13 protein-coding genes are annotated in these 20,903 nt (G+C 33.0%); 6 read left to right on the forward strand and 7 right to left on the reverse strand.

What is annotated here, in order from left to right; genetic code table 11:
* Window positions 1–100: 100 nt before the first annotated feature.
* On the forward strand, window positions 101–769 hold the full coding sequence (locus tag APR43_RS06310) for a hypothetical protein (protein ID WP_053470802.1): 669 nt from the start codon (window positions 101–103) through the stop codon (window positions 767–769).
* Window positions 770–928: 159 nt separating this feature from the next.
* On the opposite strand, the gene purE is transcribed toward APR43_RS06310, so the two are convergent.
* From purE to APR43_RS06335, 5 genes are all read right to left on the reverse strand, one after another.
* Window positions 929–1,414, reverse strand: coding sequence for a 5-(carboxyamino)imidazole ribonucleotide mutase (gene purE, locus APR43_RS06315; RefSeq protein ID WP_012022518.1), 486 nt, complete (start codon window positions 1,412–1,414; stop codon window positions 929–931).
* 106 nt (window positions 1,415–1,520) lie between these two features.
* Window positions 1,521–2,678 carry a 5-(carboxyamino)imidazole ribonucleotide synthase gene (locus APR43_RS06320; RefSeq protein WP_053470803.1) on the reverse strand — a complete coding sequence of 386 codons (1,158 nt, stop codon included), beginning with the start codon at window positions 2,676–2,678 and terminating at the stop codon, window positions 1,521–1,523.
* A gap of 328 nt (window positions 2,679–3,006) precedes the next feature.
* A complete protein-coding gene (locus APR43_RS06325) occupies window positions 3,007–3,558 on the reverse strand; it encodes a hypothetical protein (protein WP_088636396.1) in 552 nt (183 codons plus the stop codon).
* A 30-nt stretch (window positions 3,559–3,588) separates the two neighbouring features.
* Window positions 3,589–5,679 (reverse strand): TonB-dependent receptor family protein, encoded by a 2,091-nt coding sequence (locus tag APR43_RS06330; protein WP_053470805.1) that lies wholly within the window; start codon window positions 5,677–5,679, stop codon window positions 3,589–3,591.
* Between the two features lie 138 nt (window positions 5,680–5,817).
* Entirely contained in the window at window positions 5,818–7,089 is a 1,272-nt protein-coding gene (locus tag APR43_RS06335) for a PQQ-dependent sugar dehydrogenase (protein WP_053470806.1), read from the reverse strand.
* A gap of 185 nt (window positions 7,090–7,274) precedes the next feature.
* Between APR43_RS06335 and hpt the strand changes: the two genes are divergently transcribed.
* The 4 genes from hpt (at window position 7,275) to obgE (ending at window position 11,089) form a co-directional block, all read left to right on the forward strand.
* Window positions 7,275–7,805, forward strand: coding sequence for a hypoxanthine phosphoribosyltransferase (gene hpt, locus APR43_RS06340; RefSeq protein ID WP_053470807.1), 531 nt, complete (start codon window positions 7,275–7,277; stop codon window positions 7,803–7,805).
* Window positions 7,806–7,880: 75 nt separating this feature from the next.
* Window positions 7,881–8,453, forward strand: coding sequence for an adenylate kinase (locus APR43_RS06345; protein ID WP_053470808.1), 573 nt, complete (start codon window positions 7,881–7,883; stop codon window positions 8,451–8,453).
* Between the two features lie 215 nt (window positions 8,454–8,668).
* Window positions 8,669–9,943, forward strand: a complete 1,275-nt coding sequence (locus APR43_RS06350) for a hemolysin family protein (protein WP_082356381.1) — start codon at window positions 8,669–8,671, stop codon at window positions 9,941–9,943.
* Window positions 9,944–10,087: 144 nt separating this feature from the next.
* Complete coding sequence (gene obgE, locus APR43_RS06355; RefSeq protein WP_053470810.1) at window positions 10,088–11,089, forward strand: GTPase ObgE; 1,002 nt, start codon at window positions 10,088–10,090, stop codon at window positions 11,087–11,089.
* A 118-nt stretch (window positions 11,090–11,207) separates the two neighbouring features.
* Here the strand turns inward: obgE and APR43_RS06360 are convergent, their stop codons facing one another.
* The gene (locus tag APR43_RS06360) at window positions 11,208–11,738 is read right to left on the reverse strand and encodes an outer membrane beta-barrel protein (RefSeq protein ID WP_053470811.1); all 531 of its coding nucleotides are present in this window, start codon (window positions 11,736–11,738) and stop codon (window positions 11,208–11,210) included.
* Window positions 11,739–12,050: 312 nt separating this feature from the next.
* On the opposite strand from APR43_RS06360, the gene APR43_RS06365 reads away from it, so the two are divergent.
* Window positions 12,051–14,195, forward strand: coding sequence for a S46 family peptidase (locus APR43_RS06365; RefSeq protein ID WP_053470812.1), 2,145 nt, complete (start codon window positions 12,051–12,053; stop codon window positions 14,193–14,195).
* A 229-nt stretch (window positions 14,196–14,424) separates the two neighbouring features.
* Here the strand turns inward: APR43_RS06365 and APR43_RS06370 are convergent, their stop codons facing one another.
* The gene (locus APR43_RS06370) at window positions 14,425–20,898 is read right to left on the reverse strand and encodes a carboxypeptidase-like regulatory domain-containing protein (protein ID WP_053470813.1); all 6,474 of its coding nucleotides are present in this window, start codon (window positions 20,896–20,898) and stop codon (window positions 14,425–14,427) included.
* Window positions 20,899–20,903 lie beyond the last annotated feature (5 nt).

A 20,903-nucleotide genomic window follows, 5' to 3' on the forward strand; every position in this document is an offset into this window, starting at 1 on the left:
ATAGATATGTTATTTATTTCTGTAGGCGTTTTTAAAAGCGTAAATTGAAAAAATAGATTTAGCATTATAAAATGCTGATCATAACTAAAAATAAAATAGGATGAATTATCAAGTTGTAATAAAGAATATTGATACTGTTAATGAAGTTGAAGGATATTGGTCAGACGAAGATTTTATTGCGTTATTAGAAAAATTCAATTATCCCGATGGCGCAGCCGCAGAGAAAAACAGTTTACCGGAATTATTAGAAATGGCTATTTCAGATTATGAGCCTAACGAAGCTGCCGAAATAGTTTTGCAATATAAATTAGGAGATCAATTAAGCGAAGGACAAATAGAGCAAATATCGAACGATATGTTAATTGATAAGGTTTGCGAAGAATATCCGGAAATACACATGCAAGGCACTTTGTTTCACGTCAATCAATTGCTTTTTAAAGCCTATAACGGAAAATTTCCAAATGCAAAAGCCTCGATTGTTCATTTTTCACTAACTCCAACAGATGGAGAAACACAAAAACTGACAGCGGAAAACGTGTTGAAATTATTGAATAATGGTTTATCTGATAGAAATCTGATCAAAAGATTATTCGAAAATCAAATCTCTCAAAACATTCCATTTCCGGAAGCTGACAGTATTGTTTGGGAATTGAAGACTGAAGACAATATAAATTACGATTTGGTGACTTCAGAAAATTGGATAAATAAAGAAGATATAAACGAATCTGAATTTGAATCTATTTTAGAAGAGGTTGAAGATGTAATTTAATTTCAAAAAATAAATAAAAAAAGGCTTCCGTACACGGAAGCCTTTGCATTTTTATCCTGCAAGGTTTTCAAAACCTTGTAGGTATTTTTGAAGTATTTAATTTTGATTGTGATAATCAGACCTACAAGGTTTTGAAAACCTTGCAGGAATCGGGAAAACTTATTTCTTTAAACCTTCAGCAGCTTTATTAACCGCCGCTTTTAATTCTTCTTTATAAGAAATAATAGTATCCAAAACTTTTTTATCGTGGCTTCCGATGATTTGTGCTGCTAAAATTCCGGCGTTTTTTGCACCGTTTAAAGCCACAGTTGCAACTGGAACACCGCCCGGCATTTGCAGAATTGATAAAACAGAATCCCAGCCATCGATAGAATTACTTGATTTTACCGGAACTCCAATTACAGGAAGCGGAGACATTGAAGCCACCATTCCAGGTAAATGCGCCGCACCACCCGCACCGGCAATAATTACCGAGATTCCGCGAGTATGTGCATTTTTACTGAAATCAAATAATTTCTCCGGCGTTCTGTGTGCCGAAACGATATCTACTTCAACTTCTACATTAAATTGTTTTAATATGTCGATTGCATCCTGCATAACTGGCATGTCTGAGATGCTTCCCATTATAATGGCTACTTTGCTCATTTGTTTTTTGTTTGTTTTTGTTTCAGGTTTAAAGTTTCAAGTTTTGTTGAGACTGAAAACTTTTATTTTTATTCTAAGTTGTAAACTGTGACTGAATACTAAAAAATTACTGACCACTAATCACTTTAATCGTGTTCTTAACTTCCTGTGCAATTCGTCTTGCTTCCTGCATGTTTTCGTTTACGATTGTAACGTGACCCATTTTTCTAAACGGACGTGTTTGTTTTTTTCCGTAAATATGTGGTGTAACGCCATCCCATCCTAAAATGGTTTCGATGTTTTCATAAACAACGTCTCCAGAATGACCTTCGGCACCAACTAAATTTACCATAATTCCGGCAACTTTACTGTCTGTGTTTCCTAATGGAAGATCTAAAATAGCACGTAAATGATTTTCGAATTGCGAAGTATAACTTGCTTCGATTGAATAATGTCCAGAATTGTGCGGACGCGGTGCGACTTCATTCACTAAAATTTCATCTTCATTGGTTTGGAACATTTCAACAGCCAAAAGTCCAACGTGATTGAATTTCTCTGAAACATTTAAAGCAATTGCTCTGGCTTTTTCGGCTACTTTTTCGTCGATTCTTGCCGGGCAGATTACGTATTCAACTTGGTTTGCTTCTGGATGAAATTCCATTTCTACAACTGGATACGTTTTTATTTCTCCTGATGGATTTCTTACCACAATTACCGCCAATTCATTTTTGAACGGAACCATTGTTTCTGCAATACATTCTACATTTGGTAAATCGTCCATGTCTGAAATCTGACGAATCACTTTTACGCCATTTCCGTCGTAACCAAATTCGGTGCATTTCCAAACAAACGGAATTGTGATTTCATTATTTCCAACTGATTTTTGCAAATGTGCCGGACTTTCAAAACGTAAATAGGATGCAGTTGGGATATTGCTTTCGGTATAAAAATCTTTTTGAGTTCCTTTATTCTGAATTCCTTTTAAAGTTTTTGGAGACGGATATACTTTTACACCTTCGTTTTCTAATTGTGTTAAAGCTTCAAGGTTTACCAATTCGATTTCAAAAGTTAGAACATCGACTTGTTTTCCAAAATTGTAAACCGTTTCATAATCCATTAAATCGCCTTGGAAGAATTTATTGCAGGCAATTTTACTCGGCGCTTCGTCACTCGGATCTAAAACATAAGTTTGTATGTCAAATTTTCTGGTGTCGAACAAAAGCATTTTACCCAATTGTCCGCCGCCTAATATTCCTAATTTAAAATCAGAAGAAAAATAATTCATTTTGTGTTGTGTTTTTGCAAAGATACCTTTTAATCTTTTTTTAGCCAAAATTTAGTGGTTTTCTAGTTTTTAGCCACGAATTCACGAATTATGTTTTTAAAGTTTTGCCACGAATTACACTAATTTCCACGAATTGTATTTTAAAGTTTTTGCCACAGATTAAAAGGATTAAAATGATTTATCTCTGTGCGGGTTTTTGTTTACCACGAATTACAAGAATTACCACTAATTTTTAGATTGAATCTAAAAAAAATAATTCGTGAAAATTAGTGTAATTCGTGGCAAACAAAAAATCCTTCTAATCCTTTTAATCTGTGGCAGAAAAAAACTATTCGATTTTCTTTAAAACTTCGCGTGCAACGGCTTTGTAAGCGGCAGAATGATCTCCGTAATCTTTGTTTAAAATAACCTGAAGTTCAGGATGAATCCAGTTGTAATAATTTCCCAGAACGTATAAAGTTCTTATAGAATAGGCTTTTGTAGCTACTTTTACATCATTTATAAGCCAATCGAAACTCGCTTCAATACAATCCTGAAGATTTTCTTCGGATAATGAAATACTGTTTTCGTCTTTTTTAAAATGAGATTTTACTAAAAGCTGTACCACTTTTGCAATTGGTCTGAGCGAACTTTCATCTTTCAGAACTTTCAAATTAGAACAGAAAAAATCAACGTGAGGCTGAAGCCAGATTAATTCTTCATACGATACAAATTCCAGGATCCAGCAGGCTTTATGATTGTTTTTATTTTCGGGCGAAAAGCAAATCGAAACTAATTCTTCAAATAAAGATGGATTTTCGAGAATGTCTTGCGCACACTTTAACCGGTTTTCCCGATAGGCACTTACATAATCCAGTTTTTCATGTAATACAGAAAGCATTTTTTTAGGTTTGGGGGTGATTTCAAGCATCTAAAATAAATAATTTAATGAGATAGTTCCGTAATAATTTATAGGAAGACCAGGATAATAATAGCGCGGCGCCGCGTTTCCAACGGCAACGGCATTTGGCAGTATCAGAGAAGCATATTTTGTATTTGTAACATTATTTACTCCAACAGCAAAATGTGAGGTTAAGCCTTGCAGGATCTCAAATCGATAACCTGTTTTTAAATTGATAAGATTATAAGAATCAGAAAAAGCAGTATTGGCATCATTCATCGGGATTTCATCTACGAATTGGTAATCGGCATTGAAATAAATTCCAAGATTGGTGTTTAAAATAATTCCGGCGTTGACTTTGTTTGCTGCAACTCCCGTTAATTTATTTCCGGAATAATCATTTCCGTTATCAACGAATTCTTTGAACTCATAATTTCCTAAAGATCCGGCTAAATAAGAATTCAGGGAAAAGAATCGATTGATTGGCCAATTGTGATTTAAAGTAATTTCGATTCCTTCATGAAATGTTTTTCCGGCATTTAAACCTACGTATTGATCATCGTCAACTCTTTTGGCGACCAATAAATCTTTAATTTCCATTCGGTAAACTGCAATTTCAGTATAAAGTTTTTTATTGAAGAAATAGAACTTTCCGCCCACTTCAAAATTATAACCGTTTTCAGGTTTTATATTTGTATTAATTGTGCCTTCGCTTGTAAGCGTTTCTTCTGTTGCTGGCAATGAAAATCCTCGGCTGACCGAAAAATAAACCGTCTTTTGAGAATCTGGTTTAAATAATAAAGACAATTGCGGTGAAAAAATACCGTCATAACTATATTCCTGATTTGAGTTTTCAGTATAATTGTCAAGACTGAATTTAGTTTTATTATAATTTAAACCTGCCTGAACTTCAAATTGATCTGAAAGTAAAGTTCGCAATTGAGAAAAGATATTATAGAAATGTCTTTTTTGTCGGGTTTCTGTAAGTTGATCGCCTTGTAAACTTCCTAAACCATTATTTTGCTGATACAGATTTTCGAAAGTATTACCTTTATAAGTATCCGTAAAATATTCAATTCCGGTAATGAAGTTATTTTCTATTTTTCCAATTTTAAAGTTTCCAGAGAATTGCGTTCTTGCGCCCGTTGCAAAAGTATATTGACGTAAAACATCAAAAGGTCTTGGTTCATTGCTGTCTTTATAATTGATAAAAACTGAAGTTGAGTTTTTTAGATTTTCATTAATTGAAAAATCATAAGCCAATCCGCCCAAAGTCGATTTGTATTCTTTATAACCTTTTGAAGCAACCCAGGTTGGTGCACCAGATTCCGGATTATTTTCAAAAGCGTTTTTATTTATCGAACTCGGTATAAAAGCTTTTAAATAAGTATAATTTGAAAAGTAAGTCAGTTTGCTGTTTTTCTTTCGAAATAATTCTCCTGCAAGCGTAATTCCTTCGCGTTTGTATGCACTGTTTTCACGCCAGCCATCGGTTTTTAAATTGTGATAACTAATGTTTAGACTTCCGTTTTTTTCATCTAAACCAAAATTCACACTGTTTTTCAATAATCCAAAAGAACCAAAAACAGAACTTATTCCGGCACTTTGTTTTCCGTTTTTAGAAAGCTGAGGTGAAATTAAAATCGCACCGCCTAAACCAGCACCGTAAACACTCGAAAGCGGACCTTTTATAATTTCAATTTGGTTGAGGTTTTCGAGGTCAATATCGTCAATTACGGTTTCGCTGTTTCCGGAAGTCAGCGGAATACTGCCATAAAAAGCCCTGATTTTGTTGGTTCCGTAAGTAGTTCGCGCACCAATACCGCGAATCGAAATTCGGGTTGTGGTAAAATTAGAAGACTGCATAAAAACACCCGGAATGGTATTGATTACAGTTGTAATATCTGTGGTATTATTTTGCAGTAAATCTTTTTTAGAGAGAACACCAATTGAAGCCGGAGTGTTTAATAAATTGTTATCAATATGAAGTGGACTGATTACAACTTCTTTCAGCTTTTCGGTTTTTAAGGAATCAATTTTTTTGCCTTCTTTTTTCTGCGCTTCAATGTTTTGGAAAACAAAAATCACAAAAAGAAAAAGACAATGTTTTTTTAAGATCATAAATGATTTGAATTAAGACGTAGTTTTTAAAACACATAGAAACATAGGATTCATGGAGGCAAAAAAGGTGTTTCGCTTTTAATAAAATATAAAATCTATGTTTCTATATGTTTAAATTATCTGTACAGAATTGGAATTTTATTTAGCTGTAACCTTCCAAATCGTATTTCCACTGTCATCATTTACTAAAAGCGATCCGTCGTTCATAACCGTAACTGCAACCGGACGTCCGTAAACTTCAGCTTTATTTTCATCTGAAACAAAACCAGTTAAAAAATCTTCCGGTTTTCCCGATGGTTTTCCATCTTTAAAAGGAACAAACAGCACTTTATAACCTGAAATTTTAGAGCGGTTCCATGAACCATGCTGCCCAACAAAAGCGCCATTTTTATATTTTGCCGGGAATGCATCTTTAGTATAAAAAGCCAATCCTAACGATGCTGTATGCGCACCAACGGCAACATCTGGAACAATTGCTTTTCCGACCAAATCTTTTCTTTCGCCTTTCATTCTCGGATCAGGAATACTTCCAAAATAAGAATAAGGCCATCCATAAAAACCATCTTTTTTTACACTCGTAATATAATCAGGAACTAAATCATCGCCCAAATCATCACGTTCATTTACAGCTGTCCAAAGCTCTTTATTAACAGGATTCCAATCCATTCCAACAGGATTTCTAAGACCCGAAGCGTAAATTTTTTCGCCGGTTCCATCAGGATTAATTTCTAGAATTCCGGCACGGCGCACTTCTTTGTCAACGCCATGTTCGGCATTATTACTTCCTGAACCTACAGAAACATAAATTTTGCTTCCGTCAGGACTGCCTAATAAATTTCGGGTCCAGTGATTGTTGTAACCTCCCGCAGGAAGTTCAAGAATTTTTTCGCCTTTTGTTTCTAATTTTAAAGGATTATTTTTATATTGATAACGATATAATCCGTCGGTATTTGCAATGTAGAAAAAGTCCTTTAAAACCAACATTCCAAAAGGTTTATTTAAATCTTTAATGAAAATTTCACGAGTTTCAAATTTTCCATCTTTGTCTTTATCACGCAAAACCGTGATTTGATTTTTACTGGCGCGTGTTCCGCTTTCAACAACAAAAATATCACTGTTTGGCGCAATGTAAGTCCAGCGAGGGTTTTCAAAACCGTCTGCAAATTTCGTAACCGTAAATCCTTCAGGAGCTTTTGGCGTAACACCGTTTGGCCATCCAATAACTTTGCTGTTATTCGTTTTAGATTCAGTGGCATATGGCGGCGGAAGTGTAATGTCGCCAACAGCAGTTTTTACAACATTTCCGGGTTGTTTCGCAAGCGCTTCTTTTTCTTCTTTTTTAACTTGTCCGTTGCAGGAAGTCATTAAAATTAATAAGGATATAGAAAATAGTGGTAAGTAATTCTTCATTGGTATTTGGAGTTAAATGATTATTCAACAACAATTTAGTAAATTAAAAAGTAGCTGCAAGAACGATTTTGTAATTATTAACTGATATTTAACATTCGTAAAAAAGTCACCTTTCGATTCTATTTTCATGTGGGCAGATTGGTTGTAATTCTGTATCTTTGTCCATTATTTTAAATTTAAAAATAATGATACAACTTCACGATAAACAATTTGTTCCGTTTATTTCGGCTAAGGAAATTGATTTTGCTTTAACCAAATTAGTTGCACAAGTAGAAGATGATTTTGGAGATGATACTCCAATTTTTATTGGAGTTTTGAATGGTGCCTTTATGGTGGTTGCCGATTTTCTAAAAAAATATAAAAGTCCCTGCGAGGTTTCATTTATCAAAATGGCTTCTTATGAAGGAACTGAAACAACAAATTCAGTTAAAGAATTGATTGGAATCAATCAGGATTTGTCTGGAAGAAGCGTTGTTATTATCGAAGATATTATCGATACAGGAAATACGCTTGAAGAATTAAAACATTTATTTAAAGCACAAAATGTAAAACACTTTAAAGTGGCTACTTTGTTCTTTAAACCAGAAGCTTATAAAAAAGATATTAAGATAGATTATATCGGAATCAGAATCCCGAATAGATTTATCGTTGGCTACGGTTTAGACTATGACGGTTTAGGCAGAAATCTGACTGAGGTATATAAATTAGCAGAATAATATTAAACAAAACACAACTATATATTCATTTTAAACTTCTTCAAAAAATAAGAAGTCACACAACTCAAACGTACTATGATTAACATTGTTTTATTTGGAAAGCCTGGAGCAGGAAAAGGAACTCAGGCAGAATTTTTAAAAGAAAAATACAATTTAACACACCTTTCTACAGGAGATATTTTCCGTTTTAATTTAAAAAATGATACTGAACTAGGTAAAAAAGCAAGAGTTTTTATGGACAACGGAGAACTAGTTCCGTGCGAAGTAACAACTGCAATGTTAATTGACGAAGTAAATAAACACCCGGAAAGCGCAGGATTTTTGTTCGACGGATATCCAAGAACTTTAGATCAGGCCGAGGCATTAGATAAATTTTTACCAACAATTGGTTCAAGTGTAACAGCAACAATTGCATTAGAGGCTGATGACGAAATTTTAGTAGCGCGTTTACTTGAAAGAGGGAAAACAAGCGGAAGACCAGATGATCAGGACGAAGAAAAAATTCGTGTAAGATATCAGGAATACAACGAAAAAACAGCTCCATTAATTGGGTATTATAAAGAGCAGAATAAGTTTCACGCCGTAAACGGAATTGGAACTATCGAAGAAATTACAGAGCGCTTAACGTCAGTTATAGATAATTTGTAGAAGCTAATCCAGCTGTACGTGAAGTCCCGATAGCTATCGGGACGCTAAAAAAACTATTTTTCCAAACCATAAAACGAGCTTCCGCTGGTCGCTGTTTTCTGGCAGGAAAAATTAGTTTTTTTAGCTCCGGGCTCTTCACTTCCATCTGGGCTAAAAAAGAACAATAAGAATTTATACCAAACAACGAACCAAACAAATAACGAATCTACTAAACATTGGAAATACTAATAATATTTTTTCTAATACTATTAAACGGAGTTTTCTCAATGTCTGAAATTGCATTGATTTCGGCACGAAAAAATAGACTGGAAACAGCAGCAAAAAAAGGGAACAAAAGTGCCAAAACAGCGCTTGATCTGGCGAATTCTCCAAACAAATTTTTATCAACGGTACAAATCGGAATTACCTTAATTGGAATTTTGACAGGTATTTATTCTGGTGATAAAATCACATTAGATGTAGAAACATTTGTGAGTGGTTTTGAAGTTTTAAAACCATATGCACATTCGGTTGCGGTGGGGATTGTGGTTGTAGTTTTGACGTTCTTCTCTTTGGTTTTAGGAGAATTACTTCCAAAACGTATCGGATTAAACTATCCGGAATCAATTGCCAAAATGGTGGCGATGCCAATGAAAGTAATTTCAATTATCACGGCACCGTTCATTTGGTTACTAACTTCTTCAACAGATTTTTTATTGAATGTTTTGCAGATAAAACCAACTGCTGACGGAAAAGTAACGGAGGAAGAAATTAAAGCCATCATTAAAGAAGGAACAGAAGTAGGAGAAGTTCAGGAAATTGAACAAGATATTGTGGAGCGTGTTTTCCACATTGGAGACCGAAAAGTAAGTTCGTTAATGACGCACCGAAAATCAGTTGATATGCTGCCGCTAAATGCTGATAAGACTAAAATAAAAGAATTAGTTGTTCAGGATTTGCATACCGTGTATCCGGTTTACAATGAAAACTACGATGACATTGTTGGGGTTGTAACGTTGAAAAACATATTTGCCAATATCGAGAATGATAATTTTGATTTTGCTGCTATAATTTCTGATGCGCCTTATTTAATGGAGCAGACAACGGCTTATAAAGCATTAGAAAATTTCAAAAAAACAGGTGTTCATTACGCTTTGGTTTCTGATGAATATGGCGTTTTTCAAGGTTTAATTACTTTGAATGATATTCTGGAAGCTTTAGTTGGCGATGCATCTGAATTTTATAAAGATGAATTCCAGCTTATAGAAAGAGAAGATGGATCGTGGCTGGTTGACGGACATTATTCATTACACGATTTCTTAACGTATTTCGAATTAGACGAACTAACAAATGATTACGAAGTAAATACAGTAAGTGGAATGATTATGACCGAACTTTCACATATTCCAAAAGAAGGTGAAAAACTAATTTGGCAAAAATTCATCTTAGAAGTTGTCGATATGGACGGCGTAAAGATTGATAAAGTGCTTGTAAAAGCGCTTAAAGAATAAAAAGAAAATAGTATTCAGTCGCAGTATTCAGTCACAGTTTGTGCTGAAAATCTAGACTGAGACTGAAAAGTAAATAAAATAGAGTTTAGACATAGAATTTAGAGCAATCTAAAATCTAAAATCTAAAATCTGAAATTCAGAAAAATGACAGAAGGAAATTTTGTAGATTACGTTAAGATATATGTTTCGTCCGGAAAAGGAGGAAAAGGATCTACGCATTTACATAGAGAGAAATTTATTGAAAAAGGCGGCCCGGATGGTGGTGATGGCGGTCGAGGCGGACATGTGTATTTAGTGGGAAATAAAGGACTTTGGACATTATTTCATTTAAAGTTTGCGCGTCATATTAAAGCCGGACACGGTGGAGACGGTGGAGGAGACCGAAGCACGGGAGCAGATGGAGATGATAAATTTATTGAAGTACCTCTGGGAACTGTTGTAAAAGACAAGGAAACCGGAGAAGTGCTTTTTGAAATTACAGAAGACGGTGAAAAAAGAATTCTTGCAAAAGGAGGAAAAGGAGGTTTAGGAAACTGGCATTTTAGAAGTTCGACAAACCAAACACCTCGTTATGCGCAGCCAGGTTTACCAGGTTTAGAAATGGACGTTATTCTGGAACTTAAAGTTTTGGCAGATGTTGGATTAGTTGGTTTTCCTAATGCAGGAAAATCTACTTTATTGTCTGTGTTAACTTCAGCAAAACCAAAAATTGCCGATTATCCTTTTACAACTTTAAAACCAAACTTAGGAATTGTTGCTTACAGAGATTATCAATCTTTTGTAATTGCTGATATTCCGGGTATTATTGAAGGTGCCGCAGAAGGAAAAGGTTTAGGACATTATTTCCTTCGCCATATTGAGCGTAACTCGACTTTGCTGTTTTTAGTTCCAGTTGATACGCCGGATATTAAAGCAGAATATGATATTTTGGTAAACGAATTAACCAAGTATAATCCGGAAATGCTGGACAAAGAACGTCTTTTAGTGATCTCAAAATGTGATATGCTGGATGATGAACTTAAAGCAGAATTGAAAACAGAATTAGACGTTTCGTTTAAAGATATTCCTTATATGTTTATTTCATCTGTTGCACAGCAAGGTTTGACAGATTTGAAGGATAAACTTTGGAAAATGCTTAACGAGTAAAATTCGTTTTATTATAAAATATAAAACCCGACAATTTCCATTGTCGGGTTTTTTACTTTTTGCGCGAAAAAACAAAAAGTATAAAGGATTTTACTTTCTAACTTAAATCCTAATGTAATTATAGTCCAAAGTTTTTAGAGATTCCAAAGTTGACACTTTGCCCAAAATTAAAACCAAAACGTTGTTCTCTGGCAATTCCTTTTCCGCTAAGATTGTCGTAACCAATACCTCCAATATTGAAATTTAAACCAAATCCATTTTTCATATTAATAAATAAGGCTGGTGTTAAACTAGCATATACACCTTTAGTTTTATCAATACTTCTTTCCTGATATCCCACTCCTAAATCAGTGTAGAAAGAAAATAAATCAGAAAGAGGCACTGAGTAACGAGTAAAAGCACCAACTCTGTATGCTTCTTCTCTTTTAGATCCAGATTCTTTGTAGTTCAGGATTGAACCTTCAACTCCTAAAGTCCATTTGTCTGTAAATTGGTATCCTACTTTTGGAGAAAATTCAAAGTTTTCATATTTATCATCCCCAATTTTTTCGGAACCAAATCCAACATTTCCACCAAGCAAAATTGATCCTTTTTGCGCACTCATCATTGTTGTCACTAATAGTACAACTGCTACTAATAATTTTTTCATTTTTATTTTTTTAATTAGAAAGGCAAATTAAAGGAATAATTATTTGTAAGAAATGGATTGAATTAAATATTTTTAATTGAAAGTTAATTTTTACAATTTTTATTAAGATTTAAAATCATGATTTCATTAAATCTAGAATTTTATAGGTTTAATTAACTATTATCTTTTTATATTCTAATAATTTTTCTTTTTCATCAAATTATGAATTTCGCAAAATCATCTTCATATTTATTTATAATGTTTTGTTTTTAGATCGAATGTTTATTTTTTTTGCGAAAATGAGTTATATTCGCAGTACTTAAACAAAATAACATGAAAAAAATAGTTTTATTCTTGACCATGTGCCTTATGGCTTTTCCTGTAAGAGCTGATGAGGGAATGTGGTTCTTGATGTTTATCGAAAGATTGAACCATAGAGATATGGAAAAAATGGGCTTGCAATTAACAGCCGAAGAAATTTACAGTATTAACCATCATAGTTTAAAAGATGCAATTGTGCAGTTTAATGGTGGATGTACTGCTGAAATCGTTTCTAAAAGCGGATTGGTTTTAACAAACCACCATTGCGGATATAATGCGATTGCAGAACTTTCTACTGCAGAACAAAACTATTTGAAAGATGGTTTTTGGGCAAAAGAAAAAAGTGCCGAAATGAAACCAAAATCTTTATACGTTCGTTTCTTTGTTCGTATGGACGATGTTTCTAAAAGAATTTTATCAAAAGTAAATGATACTATGACCGAAACTGAAAGAAACAAAATCATTCAGCAAGAGATTAGTTTAATTGAAAAAGAAAATAGTGAAAACGGGAAATATACAGTTTCTGTTCGTCCTTTCTTTCAAGGAAATGAATATTACTATTTTGTTTACCAGGATTACACAGATGTTCGTTTAGTAGGAACACCTCCGGAAAGTGTTGGTAAATTTGGAGGAGACACTGACAACTGGGAGTGGCCTCGTCAAACTGGAGATTTCTCTATGTTTAGAGTATATGCTGATAAAGACGGAAATCCTGCAGCTTACTCAAAAGATAATGTGCCTTTACAGCCAAAACATTATTTACCTGTAAGTATCAAAGGTGTAAAAGAAAATGATTTTGCCATGATTCTAGGTTACCCTGGAAGAACAAATCGCTGGATGCCGGCAGGCGGAATTGAGCAAAATATAAAATATGCTTATCCTGCATGGGTTGAAGGTGCAAAAACCGGAATGGACGTAATGAAAAAGTATATGGATACAGATGCAACGGTTCGTTTGAAATATGCATCTAAATATGCTTCGACAGCAAACTACTGGAAAAACCGTCAGGGTATGATCGATGCTTTAACAAAAGCAGGAACGGTAGATACTAAATCAGAGCAGGAAGATAAGTTTTATGAGTGGGCAAGCAAACCGGCTAATAAAGATAAGTACGAAAATGTAATTCCTACTATTAACGATTATTACAGAGAAACAAACTTAAAAGCACGTCACGATAATTACTTGACACAGCTTTTACGTACTTCTGCTTATGCGACAGGTCCTGCAAATTTAGGAAATGAGTTAATAGCTTACTATAAAGAAAATGAAGCAAAAAGAGCAGAGATGTTACCAAAGATCAATACAATGATTGACAATATCTATGGCAATTTTTATGCTCCGCTTGAAAAAGATGTATTGACAGCACAATTGAATTTATATGCTTCCAAAGCTGCTGAATACGGACTTGCTCCGGAAATTGCTAAAATGAAAACGACTAATAATGGTGACTTTACTGCTGATGTGGCAAAAGCAACTGAAATTAGTTATTTTACAACTAAAGAAAAAGTATTAGCATTTATGGCTGATCCAAAACCTTTGGCAATTGTACACGATCCTTTGTATATTATCTCAAATGATTTATTGACTAAATACCGTGCTAAAACAGATGATCAGGCAAAAGCTGATGATGGTTTTGCAACGGCTTACCGTGAACTTGTTGAAGGTTTAAGAGAATCAAAATTAAACGCAATTAAATATCCTGATGCAAACTCTACTTTGAGATTAACTTACGGAAAAGTTCGTGCTTTACCTGCAGATCCTCGCAACGATGCTGCAATCAATAATTATACTACTATGGAAAGCATGGTGAAAAAGTATAAAGCAGGAGATCAGGAATTTGATTTACCAAAACGTTTGTTAGAATTAAACAAAGCAAAAGATTTTGGTCAATATGCAGATAAAGCGGGTTACATGCCAGTAAACTTTTTAACTGATAATGATATTACTGGAGGAAATTCAGGTTCACCAGTTTTAAACGGAAAAGGAGAATTAATTGGAATTGCTTTTGATGGAAACATCGAGGCGATGGCCGGAGACGTAATTTTTGATCCTAAATTACAAAGAACTATTAACGTTGATATTCGTTATGTACTTTGGATTATTGACAAATATGCTGGAGCTAAAAATATTATTGACGAGTTGACGATTACAAAATAATCTCAATTTTATGATAAAAGTAAACCCGACAGATTTTTAAATCTGTCGGGTTTTTTGTTGATTTTAATTTTGAAAAAAAATGTCACCCTGAGCGAAGTCGAAGGCTCGTATGCTAAAAAAGGCTTCGACTTCGCTCAGCCTGACATACAGGTTCAGTAAACCCGACAGGTTTTTTAGGATAGTTTTTTCCGGCATTCTTTGGAATTTGGAATTTATTTTTTGGAATTTTTTATTGAACTTTTACTCGAATTCCTTTTGTATGACTTGCAAACTCCGGAGCATACATACTTTGGATTGTTGTAATTCCGTTTGAGAATTCGCCACTGTTATTTACTCTAATATCATATTCCAAAACATAAGTTCCTTTATTGATTCGGTCAAAAAAGAAATGTGTTGCCGCATCTTTTGTACTCATATAATATCCTAAACGATCTGAATATTGATATTGTGAAAGTACATTTACAGGTTCAAAACAAGACGCCCGCATATCTTTTAAATGAACATATTCTGTATCTTCTTTTGAAGTAATAATTAAACGTACCGTAACCAAATCTCCGGTTTTTAAAGAATTTTTTGCTGTAATTCTTTCTAATTCATCTCCTTTTAAAGTGCTTTTCTTTAGATAAAGTTCTTTTGAAACAGATAAAACTGCTCCCGAATTATTTTTAATCTTATCTAAATCTTCAAAATACTGCCAGTAAATGCCCCCAAATCCTGGAACTTTTGATTTATTTTGAATACTGACAGAAGCCATTTCTTTCTTTACTTCATCAGCTTTCCAGTTTAATTTGATATAACCTGTTTCGGCTTCTTTTTTATTTTCTGCCAGCTTTTTGGTTATAATTTTTTCGTCACCCAATTTTATAATTGTGTTGTCTTTTACAGAAAGCCAATCTGTACCTTGTAATAATAAAGCATAAATAGCTTCGGTTGTAGATTTTGTTGTTGGCCAGTTTTTGGTTTGTTTGTTTTTTAACAACCAGACTTTCATCGCATCTACAGATTTGGTGTCTTGCGTAACTTCGGCGAAAGCCTCAATCAATAAAGCCTGAGTTTCAATGGGCGCCTGATACCAATACCAGCCAGATTTGTTGGCAATCCAGTACATTCCCCAATCTTCATTATTTGAAGAAGTTTCTTTTAAACTTTCGATGATTTTTTTAGCAGTTTCTGTTTCTCCAAAACGGTTTAAAGTTAAAGCCGCCAGTCCTTTTTCGTAAAGTGAATAATCAAGCCATTCTTTTTTAGCTATTTCTAAATATAATTTAGTAACCTTTTTTAAAGTGTCAGAAATAGGATATTTTTCTAAATAAAAACTTCTGGTATAAAAATAATGAAGATCAGAATACGGATTAATCCAGATTAGTTTATCGGTTGTTTTTAAATTTTTGGTCCTGAATCGGTGGTAGTTTAAAAACTTATTGTCTAAAAACGGAATTCCTATTTTGGCGATTTCATCGATTTTTGCAATATCATTTTTACTCAATTTTGCTAAATGACCTAAACCTGCCAGAATATGTCTTGTGATATATTCGCTTTCATAACCGCCGTCAAACCAAGAGAAACCCCCAGATGATTTTTGCTTTTGTTTTAATTTATCGAATGCAGTTTCCTGAGAAGTTTTCATTTTCTCTAAATCAAATAAAAGAGCAATATTCTTTTTCTTTTCATCTTCATTTTGAGCATCATTCAGCCAAGGTGTTTCGGCCAAAATAATTGATTTCAATTCTTCGTTTTCTTCTAATTTAGAAATTGGTTTTCCATTTTTTCTCCAATCTTCAAATACAGTCGCAATTTTTGGATTACTGGAGATTATTTCTGATGCTAAAGCGTTGGCATAAAAACGTGCAAAGGTTTGTTCTGCACATTCATGTTCGTATTCCATTAAATATGGCAAAGATTGAATGGCAATCCAGGTTGGGTTTGAAGTATATTCAAACGTAAACTGATGATTTCTTAATGTTGTAGAATTATTGTTTTTTAAATTTTCGAATGTGTATTCTTTAGTCGAATTCTCACGAACCCAAACCGGAATACTTTCTGTAACGAGCATATTGTTTGTCAAAACAGGAATGATGTTTTCTTCTCCATCTGAAAAATTACCGGATTTAGCCAAAATTTTATACTGAACACCCTGTAAACCTTCCGGAATTGTAACTGTCCAGTTTGCCGTTGTGTTTCCATAAGCAGGAATAGTTAAATTTCGAATATTATTTGTGTTTAGCAATTTTGCATCGATTGGCTGCATTGTCACGGCGTCAAAAAATTGTAAAGAAGCAATTCCGGTTTTCTCTTCAGCGGTAACATTAGCGATTTTGGTACTAATAACAATTGTATCTTTTTCTCTAAAGAATCTTGGGAAGTTTGGTAAAACCATTAACTCTTTTTGTGTAATAACGCTTTTCTCTAAATAACCGGAAACAGCATTTTTGTTATGAGCTAAAAGACGAAGTTTCCAAGCGGTCAATGCTTCTGGAGAAGTAAAATTAAAACTCACTTTTCCATTAGAATCTGTTTTTAAATTCGGGAAAAAGAAAGCAGTTTTAGAAAGGTTTTTTCTGGCTTTTACTTGTGTTAAGGCTTCTAATGCACTTTTAGTTGTAATAATTATAACTCCATTTGCTGCTCTGCTTCCATAAAGAGCGGTTCCTTTTTCATCTTTTAAAACATCAATTGATAAAATCTCATTTTGATTTAAATTTTTGATATCACTTACTATTTGCCCATCAACTACATATAAAGGATTGGCTCCTTTAATTGTCGATGCTCCTCTAATTTGTACACCTTGTACGGTTCCGGCTAATTGTTGTGAAAATCCAGCGGAATCATAAACAGCATTATCTTCTGAAAGAACTATTTGGGTAGCAGAAGCCATTATTGACTTCTTTTTTTGCGTGCCATAACCAACTACAACCACTTCTTCTAAGTGATTTGATTCTGCTGTTAATTCAAAATTGATGGTTTTATCTTTGTAAACAATTGCAGATTGATTTTTATAACCAATATAGGCGAAAACAAGTTCTTCATTTTCTTTTGCTTCAATTTCATAATATCCGTCAAAATCAGTACTTGTGTTTCTTTGTGTACCTTTAATAGTTATGCTCACACCAGGAAGAGCTAATTGATCCCGGTCAGTTACAATACCGGAAATCAATTTGGCATCTAATGGTTTTTTTATTTTTTTTGTTAACTGTCTTTGATATTCTCTTTGTAAATAAATTACATCATTGCTGGTGCGGGCAAAATCAAATCCAAACCAGATTAGTTTTGTACTTTCATTTTTTAGTTCAATACGCTTAGACGGAGTATTTAAATTAAGGATTGTAGTATATGTTTTTTCGTTACCTAAAAGTGCTTTGTAACTGTGTCCAATATTGTATTGATCAAGATTTAAGCTTGGCCAATTTTTTGTGGTAAATTGATCTAATGAGCTGTCATACATTGACGCCAAAACTTCAGATTCTTTTTTTGCAGCTGTTCCGGTTAATTTAAAAGACCAGTTCTCGTTACTTCCGGGTTGTATTTTAGATCTAAATGTTTCCACATCAAATTTAAATTCTGGTTTTTCTTTTTTTAAAATAACAAAAACATTATTGTCAAATTTTTGATTCTCGTATATACTTGTGAAATCAATAATTACCCCATTTTGAAATTCTTTTTTTATCGGGATCTTAACTAACGCTTCATGATCTTGAAGGTGATATATTTCTTCTGAATATAATTTGTTTTCATAATTAGCCGTCGCAGTAATGTGTAATTCTGGCAGAACTGAGGTTAGTTTTATTAAAACAAAACCTTCTTTTAAGGCATCTTGATTTATTTGCGTTACACCAAATAAACGACTTGTGTCAAATTTATCGCTGCTTTGAAAAAGCCTGAAATTTGAATTGCTTTCTATTAAATTTCCAAAACTATCTTTTGCAGAAAAGACAATTTTATAGTCACCGGATTTATAATTTGAAATGAAATCTAAAGTAAGAGTTTTGTCTTTTTGTGTATCTATATTTTTGGAATACAATAAGATTTCGGTTGTTTTTTCTTTTGAATTTTGATTGTTTTCGTATGGGAATAATTTTTCAAAATCAGAATTTGAAATAGATTCTATTTCAGGATTAGGAAATACTCTGCCCTTAAATTTTGTAGAGAATGGGTTGAGATAGTAAATTTTTATTTCTCCCTTAATTGGCATAAATTCTCCATTGAGATTAGTGCTTAAAAGTTTAATCTCATTTTTATTTTTAGTGTAGATTTCATTAGGAATTACAGCATTTAATTCTAAGTCATGGTAACCAACTTTTATAGAAGTGCCGGCATCATGAGTTTCTCCGTTGATATCAGTAACAGAAGCTTTTATTTCATAATTAAAAACAGGCAATAGTTCTTTCTTAGAGTTTTTAGCAGGAAGAGCTGTAAAATCAATTGAAAATTTTCCTGAGGCATCAGTTTTAGTTTCTTCAACGGCTAATACTTCATTTTCAACTTCCTGATTATAGAAATGTCTTAAATAAGTCGTATGTCGGGTAACGGTATAAGTTACTTTTGCATCAGAAATGTTACTTCCTGCAAAAGCTTTTGCAGTTCCTTTTACTTTAACTAATTGATTAAGCTGAAAACTTTCTTTTTTAGGTTCAAAAGTTACCTCAAATTTTGGACGTTTGTATTCTTCAACCTGAAAATCGATTTGGGAAGTTTCAAAATCTACATTATCCCAAAATGGATGCTCATCTTTTGTTTTATCATAAACTTTATCATTTTCATAGTCATTAGGTTCATCGGCAGTAATTAAAAAACTACCTGTCAGGCCAGATTTTGGAAGAACAAATTCACCCGAAAAAGAACCAAACTCATTTGTTGTAACATCAATTTCTTTGATTTCAGTATTATTAGGATCTTCCACAATAATTTGAAATGTTGTAAAAGGAACTACAGCCGATTTGTTTTTAGTTTTTTGTGTCGCAATTCCTTTATAGTAAACAGTTTGTCCCGGACGATAAATTGCACGATCTAAATAAAATTCTACTTTTCCTTTAAAATTATTCTGATCCTCATTTTTGTTGTTATATAGGTTATTGTAAGCAAGATATTTGTTTTCAATGTAAAGAGTATCTTTTGGTGTGTAAACAGTAATAGGTTGATAAGTATACTGGTTAATTTTCTTTTCAAAAACCGCAATTCCGTTTTTATTTGTTAGAACATTAATTAACTGAGATTTGATGTTTACATTTTCTAATGGTTTTCCGGTTTTTCGATCCAGAATCTGATAAATTTCCGCTGTATCATTTTGAGTTCCTAAAATTATAAAGTCAGAAACTGTAATAGTTTCAAAGGCATAAGCTTTCCTGTCATTTGAATCGGATTCACTTTCAAAATATACTAAATAAGAACCTGTCTCTAGTTGTGGCAGCAAAACTTCTGTTGAATATTCAAAATAATCTTTTTTGTTGGTTAAGGTGTAAGATTGTGAAATTGCAGGTTTTGTTTTTTGAATGATTGTATCTCTGATTCCATCTGTTGTGATATAAGATTTTGTGAGATTAATAAGCTGTGTTTGTGAAATTTTGAAAAAGGAAATTTTAAGTTTTTCGACATTTTTATATTGAACAAAAGCGCGCGTGTTTTCGTTGTTGTAAACATATTTTTGAAGCTGCACATTTAAATTTTTATATAAAATGTTTTCCTTTTGCTGTATGGCAAGTTTATACGCATTTGATTTATTGTTAATTTGTAAAATGCTGTCTAAAATTGCAATTGCTTTTATATTATAATCAGGGTATGCTTTTTTTGAGGCTTTTTGAGATAAAAAAGAGGCTCTTTCTAACTGAATGTTTTGTATTAAAAGCACATTATCAGTTTTGTTTTGAAGAGCAGCTAAAGCCTGAATGTAATCTTCATCTGTGTCCAAAATATTTTTTTTGAGAAACTGAATTCTTCCCCAAATATTTTCGGCAGTCGAATTGTTAATTTCTTGTCTTTGATAGAGTTTTAAAGTGATTTTAAGATTTTCGTTTGAAACAGAATCAAAGTTTAATTTTATAAAATCATTTGAATCTCCTAAAAGATCTTTTTTAGAAGATAAAAAATCACTTTTTTGAATTTCCCACGTGCGAATTTTTTGTGATTGAAGACTTATATTTTCTGATATTGCATAATTTAACAAATTAAGGGTTTTAAATTTCTCAATGGTTGGATAATCAAAAATGGCTTCGTATTTAGCTAATGAAGTATTTTTTAAAACTGCTTCGTTTTCCATAGAAATCTTTAAAGCAAGATCAATTTGAGCATTGAAATTTTTTGCTGTCCAAGTAAGGAAATCATTATCCAGTTCTACGGTATTAGTTCTTTTTTCAATTTGATATTTGTTTCGGGCATAATAATCTGTTAAACATTTTGCGTAGACCAAATTCAAAATTGCTTTTGATGGAATAGAAACTCGGTTGATATCGGTTTTAAGATTATTTAAAATTTTGGTTTGTGCATTTTCATCCACAACCTGTAGATATTTAGATTGATAGAAAAAGCATTTTATCATTTGGACCTCGTCTTTTTGACTTATTGCTTTTTTGTAAATTTTAGAAACAATTTCGTTTGCCGATTTTACTTTGCCTTCATTTTCAAGGGCAATAACTTTGTCCCATCTTTTATCATTTTGCTGTGCAAATATTGTGGTAGAAATCAATAATAAAACAAATAGTATATTTTTCATAAAGT

The organism is Flavobacterium sp. NLM, from assembly GCF_002210235.1.
Taxonomy (GTDB): Bacteria; Bacteroidota; Bacteroidia; order Flavobacteriales; family Flavobacteriaceae; genus Flavobacterium; species Flavobacterium panici.

Excerpts from the sequence above, each read along its gene's own strand:
- APR43_RS06325 (WP_088636396.1), bottom strand. The coding sequence starts at position 3,558 with ATGCTTTCTGTATTACATGAAAAACTGGATTATGTAAGTGCCTATCGG.
- APR43_RS06320 (WP_053470803.1), bottom strand. The coding sequence starts at position 2,678 with ATGAATTATTTTTCTTCTGATTTTAAATTAGGAATATTAGGCGGCGGA.
- APR43_RS06360 (WP_053470811.1), bottom strand. The coding sequence starts at position 11,738 with ATGAAAAAATTATTAGTAGCAGTTGTACTATTAGTGACAACAATGATG.
- APR43_RS06335 (WP_053470806.1), bottom strand. The coding sequence starts at position 7,089 with ATGAAGAATTACTTACCACTATTTTCTATATCCTTATTAATTTTAATG.
- obgE (WP_053470810.1), top strand. The coding sequence starts at position 10,088 with ATGACAGAAGGAAATTTTGTAGATTACGTTAAGATATATGTTTCGTCC.
- purE (WP_012022518.1), bottom strand. The coding sequence starts at position 1,414 with ATGAGCAAAGTAGCCATTATAATGGGAAGCATCTCAGACATGCCAGTT.
- APR43_RS06365 (WP_053470812.1), top strand. The coding sequence starts at position 12,051 with ATGAAAAAAATAGTTTTATTCTTGACCATGTGCCTTATGGCTTTTCCT.
- hpt (WP_053470807.1), top strand. The coding sequence starts at position 7,275 with ATGATACAACTTCACGATAAACAATTTGTTCCGTTTATTTCGGCTAAG.
- APR43_RS06330 (WP_053470805.1), bottom strand. The coding sequence starts at position 5,679 with ATGATCTTAAAAAAACATTGTCTTTTTCTTTTTGTGATTTTTGTTTTC.
- APR43_RS06370 (WP_053470813.1), bottom strand. The coding sequence starts at position 20,898 with ATGAAAAATATACTATTTGTTTTATTATTGATTTCTACCACAATATTT.
- APR43_RS06310 (WP_053470802.1), top strand. The coding sequence starts at position 101 with ATGAATTATCAAGTTGTAATAAAGAATATTGATACTGTTAATGAAGTT.
- APR43_RS06345 (WP_053470808.1), top strand. The coding sequence starts at position 7,881 with ATGATTAACATTGTTTTATTTGGAAAGCCTGGAGCAGGAAAAGGAACT.